7 protein-coding genes are annotated in these 7,752 nt (G+C 62.6%); 4 read left to right on the forward strand and 3 right to left on the reverse strand.

The window, feature by feature from the left end:
- The 4 genes from C6W55_RS17555 (at position 1) to C6W55_RS17570 (ending at position 3,994) form a co-directional block, all read left to right on the forward strand.
- Positions 1-1,479 carry a flotillin lipid rafts scaffold protein FloT gene (locus C6W55_RS17555; protein WP_015254223.1) on the forward strand — a complete coding sequence of 493 codons (1,479 nt, stop codon included), beginning with the start codon at positions 1-3 and terminating at the stop codon, positions 1,477-1,479.
- Between the two features lie 215 nt (positions 1,480-1,694).
- Positions 1,695-2,645, forward strand: coding sequence for a nucleoside hydrolase (locus C6W55_RS17560; protein ID WP_286894099.1), 951 nt, complete (start codon positions 1,695-1,697; stop codon positions 2,643-2,645).
- A gap of 44 nt (positions 2,646-2,689) precedes the next feature.
- Positions 2,690-3,655 carry a hypothetical protein gene (locus C6W55_RS17565; RefSeq protein WP_286894100.1) on the forward strand — a complete coding sequence of 322 codons (966 nt, stop codon included), beginning with the start codon at positions 2,690-2,692 and terminating at the stop codon, positions 3,653-3,655.
- Positions 3,656-3,730: 75 nt separating this feature from the next.
- Positions 3,731-3,994: an NHLP leader peptide family RiPP precursor gene (locus C6W55_RS17570; RefSeq protein WP_286894101.1), complete on the forward strand. Its 264-nt coding sequence runs from the start codon at positions 3,731-3,733 to the stop codon at positions 3,992-3,994.
- Here C6W55_RS17570 and C6W55_RS17575 read toward each other — a convergent pair whose 3' ends face one another.
- The 3 genes from C6W55_RS17575 to C6W55_RS17585 form a co-directional block, all read right to left on the reverse strand.
- Positions 3,995-5,872 carry an ATP-binding protein gene (locus C6W55_RS17575; RefSeq protein WP_286894102.1) on the reverse strand — a complete coding sequence of 626 codons (1,878 nt, stop codon included), beginning with the start codon at positions 5,870-5,872 and terminating at the stop codon, positions 3,995-3,997.
- 195 nt (positions 5,873-6,067) lie between these two features.
- Positions 6,068-7,237, reverse strand: a complete 1,170-nt coding sequence (locus C6W55_RS17580) for an ROK family transcriptional regulator (RefSeq protein ID WP_286894103.1) — start codon at positions 7,235-7,237, stop codon at positions 6,068-6,070.
- A gap of 275 nt (positions 7,238-7,512) precedes the next feature.
- Positions 7,513-7,752, reverse strand: a 240-nt coding sequence (locus tag C6W55_RS17585) for a transposase (RefSeq protein WP_286894104.1), incomplete at its 5' end; no start/stop codon positions are given.

Raw genomic sequence — 7,752 nt, forward strand, 5'->3', positions numbered from 1 at the left:
ATGATCGAATGGATTCCGATTATTGTTATCGTCGTACTGGTCTTGCTTGGCCTGGCGTTCTGGGCGCGCTACAAGACGGTCGGTCCCGATGAAGCGATGATCGTCACCGGCTCGTTCCTCGGCAACCGCAATACGGTGATTGACGAAAGCGGCCGCAAGATCAAGATCGTCCGCGGAGGCGGCGCGTTCATCCTGCCGATCTTCCAGAAGGCGGAATTCATCTCCCTGCTGTCGCACAAGCTGGACGTGTCGACGCCGGAAGTGTACACCGAGCAAGGGGTTCCGGTGCTCGCCGACGGCGTGGCGATCATCAAGATCGGCGGTTCGATCGAAGATATCTCGACCGCTGCCGAGCAGTTCATGGGCAAGCCGATCGAAGCGCTGAAGGGCGAGGCGCAGGAAGTGCTGGAAGGCCATCTGCGCGCCATCCTCGGCTCGATGACGGTCGAGGAAGTGTACCGGAACCGCGACAAGTTCGCCCAGGAAGTGCAGGGCGTGGCGGCGAAGGACCTGAAGAAAATGGGGCTGCAGATCGTCTCGTTCACGATCAAGGACGTGCGCGACAAGCATGGTTACCTCGAAGCGCTCGGTAAGCCGCGCATTGCGATGGTGAAGCGGGACGCCGAGATCGCGGAGGCGGAAGCGATCCGCGACGCGCGCATCCAGAAGGCGCGGGCCGAAGAAGAGGGCATGAAGGCGGAACTGCTGCGCGACACGAACATCGCCGAGGCGACGAAGGAGAAGGAACTGAAGGTCGCCGCGTTCAAGAAAGAGCAGGACATGGCGCGGGCGGAAGCCGACCAGGCGTATGCCATCCAGGAAGCGCGCGCGAAGCAGAGCGTCGTCGAAGAGCAGATGAAAGTCGAGCTGGTGCGCAAGGAGCGCGAGATCGATCTCGAAGAGAAGGAGATTCTGCGCCGCGAGAAGCAGTATGACGCGGAAGTGAAGAAGAAGGCGGACGCCGACCGGTACGCGATCGAACAGGCGGCGGAAGCGGAGAAGGCAAGACGCATCCGCGAGGCCGAAGCGATGCAATTCCGCATCGAAGCGGAAGCAAAGGCGCAAGCGGAGCAGAAGCGGCTCGCCGGCCTCGCCGAGGCGGAAGCCGAGCGCGCCCGCGGCTCCGCGGAAGCCGAAGTCATCCGGCTGCGCGGTCTCGCCGAAGCGGAGGCGAAGGAGAAGCTGGCCGAAGCGTTCGAGAAATTCGGCGAAGCGGCCGTGCTGGACATCATCGTCAAGATGCTGCCGGAGCTGGCGTCGAAGGTGGCGGAGCCGATCCGGAGCATCGACAAGCTGACCGTCGTCGACACCGGCCACGGCGAAGGCGCCGCGCGCGTCAGCAACTACGTCACGTCGCTCATGGCGACGGCACCGCAGATGCTCAAGGACGTCTCGGGTATCGACGTCGAAGGGCTGATCAAAGGGCTGACGAACCGGCTCGGCTCGGGTTCGAATCCGGGCGGCAGATCGGAAGGATAACCCGGAAGGGCGTCTGACGCAACAGAGCTTAATGGAATCGGTCAACAGCAAGCCCCCGTGTGAAGCGCCGGCGAGCGCCGGGGGCTTGCATTTTTTTGCTGGCGGATCAAACCGGTGCATGGCAAGTCCGGGCGATGTTCGCTATGATGAAAGTGTAGCGATGCGGGTTCCGCGCTGTTTGGCGGTCAAGTTCTTATTGATCGGAGGAATGCGGCATGACGACCCGGTATCCCGGCCTGACCGATTCGTTCCGCCTCGAGCGGCTGCACCATCCCGGCGGAAAAGTGCGGATGGTGCTCGACACCGACACGTACAACGAGATTGACGACCAATTCGCCGTTATCTTCGCGCTCGGATCGCCGGAGCGGCTGAAGATCGAAGCGCTGTGCGCCGCGCCGTTCCACAACGAACGGTCGGACGGACCCGAAGACGGCATGGTGAAGAGTTATGAGGAATTACAGCGTATTGTGAGAATTGCGGGCGCGGCCGGCCGGATTCCGATTTATGAAGGGTCCCGCGGCTGGATGGCCGGGCCGGACCGGCCGGTCGAAAGCGAAGCGGCGCGGCGCATCGTCGAGTTGGCGCTCGCATCGCCGGACGACGACCCGCTATACGTCGTCGCCATCGGCGCCATTACGAATGTGGCGTCCGCCATCCTGATGGAGCCGTCGATCATCGGCAAGATCGTCGTCGTCTGGCTCGGCGGGCATGCGCCGTGGTGGGACCATACCCGCGAGTTCAACATGATCCAGGACGTCCACGCCTCGCGCATCGTCCTCGACTGCGGCGTGCCGCTCGTGCTCGTGCCCTGCATGGGCGTCGCGTCGCACCTCCTGACGACGAAGGCGGAGATCGATCTGCATCTCGGAGAATGCGGCGCGATCGGCAGGTATCTGGCGGAGACGTACGCGGCCTGCAGCGATGACCATTACGCGTATTCGCGCGTCATCTGGGACATCTCGACGATCGGCTGGCTGCTGGATGAGCGCAGCGTGCCGTGCCGCATCGTGCACAGCCCGATCCTGAACGAGGGCGGCACCTACAGCTTCGATCAGGGCAGACATTTGATCAAGATGGCGCAGCATGTGCGGCGGGACGCCGTTTTCCGCAGTCTGTTCGACCGGGTGCGGAAGCTTGCGGGGCAGGCAAAAGGTCAATCAGAGTGATTCTGATTGGCCTTTTTTCCCGATCATGCGGAGAGGGGATCTAGATGGAATACATCGACCGTTATCGCGGCGAACTGTTGGAGGTGTTCGTGGAGGCGGAAGCGGAGGCCGGGCGGTTCCCGGACGAGCTCGGCCGGCTCGGGCGGGAGCTCATCGGCGCTTGCCATCCGCTGAAGACGGGCGGGAAAGCGAGCGTCATCGCGTACCTGCTGCCGTATTGGATGGACGACATCACCGGCCTGGGCCGCCGCGTCTGCCGCGACCTGGCCGTCGGCAGCCTCTTCGCGATGCTCCACTACTCGATCGTCGACGACCTGATGGACGGGCCGGAGGCGGCGCCGGCCGACCCGAGGCGGCTGCTGGCGCTCGGCCAGCTGTTCCACGCGGCGTTCCAGGCGCGCTATGCGCGCCATGCCGTGGCCGATCCGGAGCGGCTGTGGGCGTTGTACGCCCGATACGCCGCGGAATGGGCGGCCGCGGTCGGCGGCGAGCCGGAGCGCCGCGCGGACCCGCTCGACGTCCGGCAGCTGGCCCGCAAGTCGGCGCCGGTGAAGCTCGGCGCGGCGGCGATGCTGTTGGCTGCCGGGATGGACGAGCGGCTGCCGGCGGTCGAAGAGGCGCTCGACCTCGCGCTGGCGGTGCTGCAGCTGTCCGATGACTGGCAGGACTGGGCCGAAGATCTGGCCGCTCCCAACGGTAACGCCTTCCTGACGATCGTCCGCGACGCGCTGGGGCCGGACGATGCCGAAGCCGGTGAGCCGCGCCCGTTCACGGAGCGGGACGTCAAGGCGGCCGTCTTCCGCCGCGGCGCCCTGGCCCGCCTGTCCCGCATCGCGGACGCGTACGCCGGCCGCATCGATGAGCGGGCGGCGCCGCCCATGCTGATCCTCTTCGCCCGGACGCTCGCGGACGGCATCCGCCGGGGCGCGGAAGAAGCGGAGGCGGAAGTGTCGCGGCTGATTGCCGGCCATGGATTTTCCAAATTAATTTCGGATCTATCAAAAACCTAGATTACTAGAAACAATTTACATGGTATAATCAGGAATAAGCTCGTCTTTAATCCATGGTGAAAGGGTGTGTGCGCGATGTCGACGACGATGACAGAACGCATCGATGCGGATCAGCTCCGGGAAGACATCATCCGCAAAACCTGGGACGACGAATCGTTCAGGCAGCGGCTGCTGGCCGAACCGAAGCAGACGATCCGCGACGCGTTCGGTATCGAGATTCCGGAAGGACACGAACTGCTGGTGGTGGAGGAGACCCCGACCCGGCACGTGCTTACGATTCCGCCGCGGCCGGAGGATGTCTCCGCCATCGTCGCCAGGCCGGCCGGGTACTGGTGGTGATCATTCCGGATGGACGGCCGGGAACCGGAGCGTGACTTCGGTTCCTTTTCCGATTTTGCTGTCGAACGAGATGGTGCCGTTCATCGCCTCGATGATGCGGAACGTCACCATGAGGCCAAGGCCGGTTCCTTTCGTCTTGGTCGAGAAATAAGGCGTCCCCAGCTTTGCAATCTGCTCCTCATCCATGCCGCTTCCGTTGTCGCGGATGCGGATGACCGCCTGTCCGTCCTGCCTGTACGCCCGGATCACGATCTCGCCTCCGCTCTCCATCGCCTCAATGCCGTTCTTGATGAAATTGATGATGGCCTGTTTGAACCGGGAAGCATTGCCTTCGATCCTGATGTTGTCCTGCACGTCGTACCGGAGCGTAACGCCGTTCAGCGAGGCATGCGGCGACATGATGGCGTAAATTTTGTCCAGTTCGTCGGCGATGTCGAGCACGGCGAACTCCTCCATCTCCGGCTTCGCGAAGGTGAGGAAGTCCGTAATAATGGAGGCGGCGCGGTCCAGTTCCTCGATCGCCATGTCGTAATACTTCCGGTTCGACAGTTCCTGCTCCGCGAGCAGCTGCAGGTAACCGCGCGTCACCTGCAGCGGATTCCGGACTTCATGGGCGACGGACGCGGCGAGGTCGCTGATGATTTTCAGCTTCTCCGCGCGCTGCAGTCTGCGGTTGTAGTCTTCGCGTTCCTTCGTGTAGGCGATCACGGCGGCGTGGTCGCGGGCGATTTTGGCGGACAGGATGACGATCAGCGCGACGAGCAGCACGAGGGTGCCGAATTTCCACAAGATCGGATCATAAGGCTCGTCCTTGAAATAGTACATCGCCAGATCGGCGGCCGCTGCCGTCGTCAGGACGAAGATGCCGCCGGACAGGACGGCGCCGTGCCAGTTGCCGCGGATGGTGACGATAACGGCCAGCACGGCGGTGATCACGAACGCGGCCAGCATCAGCAGACCGAGGATCGTGGTCGTGACCAGATCGTATCCCGGTCCAAAACGGTCGGGCATCCAGGCGTACAGACCGAGCATCAGGAAGCACAGCGCGGCGTAGCCTCCCATCACATGCCGAAGTTGGGTGTAGAACGGATATTGGCCCATGAAGACGGTGTCGGCAAAATACATGAACGCGGGAGCCGCAATGAACAGCGCCATATCGTACGCCACCGGCAGCCACGCGGTTCGCGGTTCGAACAGCGTGTAGGGGAGGGGAGAATAGGTGAAGACGAGCGTTCCGGCGGACAGGGCGATGATCGATAGGGACAGCCAGAACGCGCGCACGCTGCGCGTCAGAAATCCGGTGCAGGCCAGCATGATGACGCCGAGCATGAGCATGCCGCCGCCGAGCACCAGATCCGGCATCTCCCGGCGGATATAGCCGGCGGTCAGCGACTGGAATTCGCCGATCCGGATGGCGGAGTAGACGCCGGCTCGCTCCTCCGTCGTGCCGATCCGGATGAGCAGCGTCACGGCATCCGTGTCGGCCGGGAGCGGCAGGAACAGTTTACTCACGTCGAACCGGACCGAGCGGGTCGACTCGTGCAGAAGCATACCGTCCGCGTAGACGGACAGGTTCCGGCCGTACAACCGGTTTACCAGCAGCGCCGGTTGACGATAAGATGCGGTAGGCGGGAGTTGGACCCGAACCCAGACGCCCGACGCATCCGCCGGCATCCGCGTCAACTGTCCGGCAGACGAGGCCGCCCAGGCCGACGCCTCCTCCAGCGGCCGGTCGCGGTTTACGCCGTCGGCGCGGATCCACTGAATCTCCCAATGCCGGATCAGCTGCTCCCCCCTGCCGTCCGCCGCCTCCGCATGATGAGCATTGGAGAGTGTAAAAAGAACAATGAACAACAACCAGTACCGTAATGCGCGCAAGAAGACATCCCCTGTCTCGATCTGAAGTGTGCCCGATGGTGTCGATGACGAATGCATCCACTCCTGAACCGTCAGCAAGATGAAAATCTGGCATGATATTCTATAATGTACCATCGATCGCCATCCATAAAAATACTCCCGTGAGCCGGCCGGACCGGACTGCAGGGAGCGAACACACGGCTGAAACAGACGTTCTCAGCCGGCGCCTTGGCCGTTGAGGCTGTCGAAGAAGCGGCTGATCGCATAGCCCGCCGCGCCGCGCACCGCCGAATGTTCGCCCAGTTCGGCGAACAGGAGGCGCATGCCTTCCCGGTTGTAGGTTTGCGTGCGGCGCTCGATCTCGCGTTCGACGGCGCCGCGGACGAACCGTTCGGCGATGCAAATCCGGTTCCCGAGGATGACCGCTTCCGGATTGAACACATTCACAATATTCGCGATGCCTGTGCCCAGATAGGCGCCGATCGTCTCGAGCAGGCGGACGGCTTGCCCGTCGCCGCTCTCCGCCGCGGCGCATGCCGCTTCGAAGGAGGCGTACGGCTCGCCGTGCTCGATCAGCGCTTTCTCGGAGGCGTACAGTTCCCAGCAGCCGAGATTGCCGCAGCTGCACTGGCGGCCGTCCATCGCAATCGACATGTGGCCGAGCTCACCCGAGAACCCGGACTTGCCGCGGTACAGTTCCCGGTTGATGATGATGCCCGTGCCGATGCCGATCCCGACGCTGACATAGATTTGGTCGGCAAAGCCCCGCCCCGCGCCGTAGCGAAGCTCGCCGGCGGCGCCGGCGTTCGCCTCGTTGTCGATGACGCACGGCAGGTTGAACCGTTCCTCGACCAGCCGCCTGAGCGGCACGTTCCGCCAGTTAAGGTTCGGCGCGAACAGAATCGTCCCGCCGTCGTCGACGATGCCCGACACACCGATCCCGATGCCGACGACGCCGTACCGGCTCGCCGGCGCGTCCCCGATCAACCCGCGGATGACATCATGCAGGAGGGGCAGCACGTCCTCCGGGCTGCGCCTTGCAATCTTTGTCTCGCGGCGTGCGACGGGCGTGCCCGCCAGATCCGTCAGCAATCCGCGGATGTAATTCACGCCGACATCGATGCCGACCGCATGGCCGGCTCCGGCGTTGAACAGCAGCATGACCGGCTTCCTTCCGCCGCTCGACTCGCCGGTGCCGATCTCCGATACGAGCCCGCCGGCGATCAGATTGGAGACGAGGCTCGACACGGTCGCCTTGTTCAGCCCGGTCCGCTCCGAGATGCGCGCGCGGGAGAGCGGCGATTCATTGCGTATGCATTCCAGCACGATGGCGGTATTGATCCGCCGGATCAGGGCGGAGTCGCCAGTCCCGCTCAATCTATGCATGGTTCAATCCCTTCCATGTCCAAGCGGCGTTCGCCGCAATTCGACAGTAGAGTTCCACGTAATCATAACATAAATTGACGGAAATGCGGAAATCATTCCTTTTCAGGTTGATGAGGTTTTAATTCTGAATGTCAGGGCGTATGCAACCAAGAAAAGGGCCCCTTTCTTGGGCTGGCGCGTTGTTGGTAAATGACCGTCCAGCCGAAGAACAGGAGCCCTTGATGGATTCGATTCAGCTAATCAATTGATAATATAAGATACATCAAACTTAGTACCTATCCGAAAACCTCTGCGCAGCGGAAACAAATCCAGGCGCAGGCAAAATGGAGCATGGCCTCGTAGTTCTCCACTTTCTTTTCCCAACGAATGAGCAAGCGGCGAAAGCGATTCATCCAGGAGTGGGTCCGTTCGACCACCCATCGTCTGGCCCGGTATCCGGGAATCGCCGCTTTTTCTTCTTTCTCTTCGCCGCGCGAACGCAAATGAAGGACATATCCCAACTCGGCCACTTGTTC

Origin of the sequence: Thermobacillus sp. (assembly GCF_003390775.1) — a bacterium.
GTDB classification, from domain to species: Bacteria; Bacillota; Bacilli; order Paenibacillales; family Paenibacillaceae; genus Thermobacillus; species Thermobacillus xylanilyticus.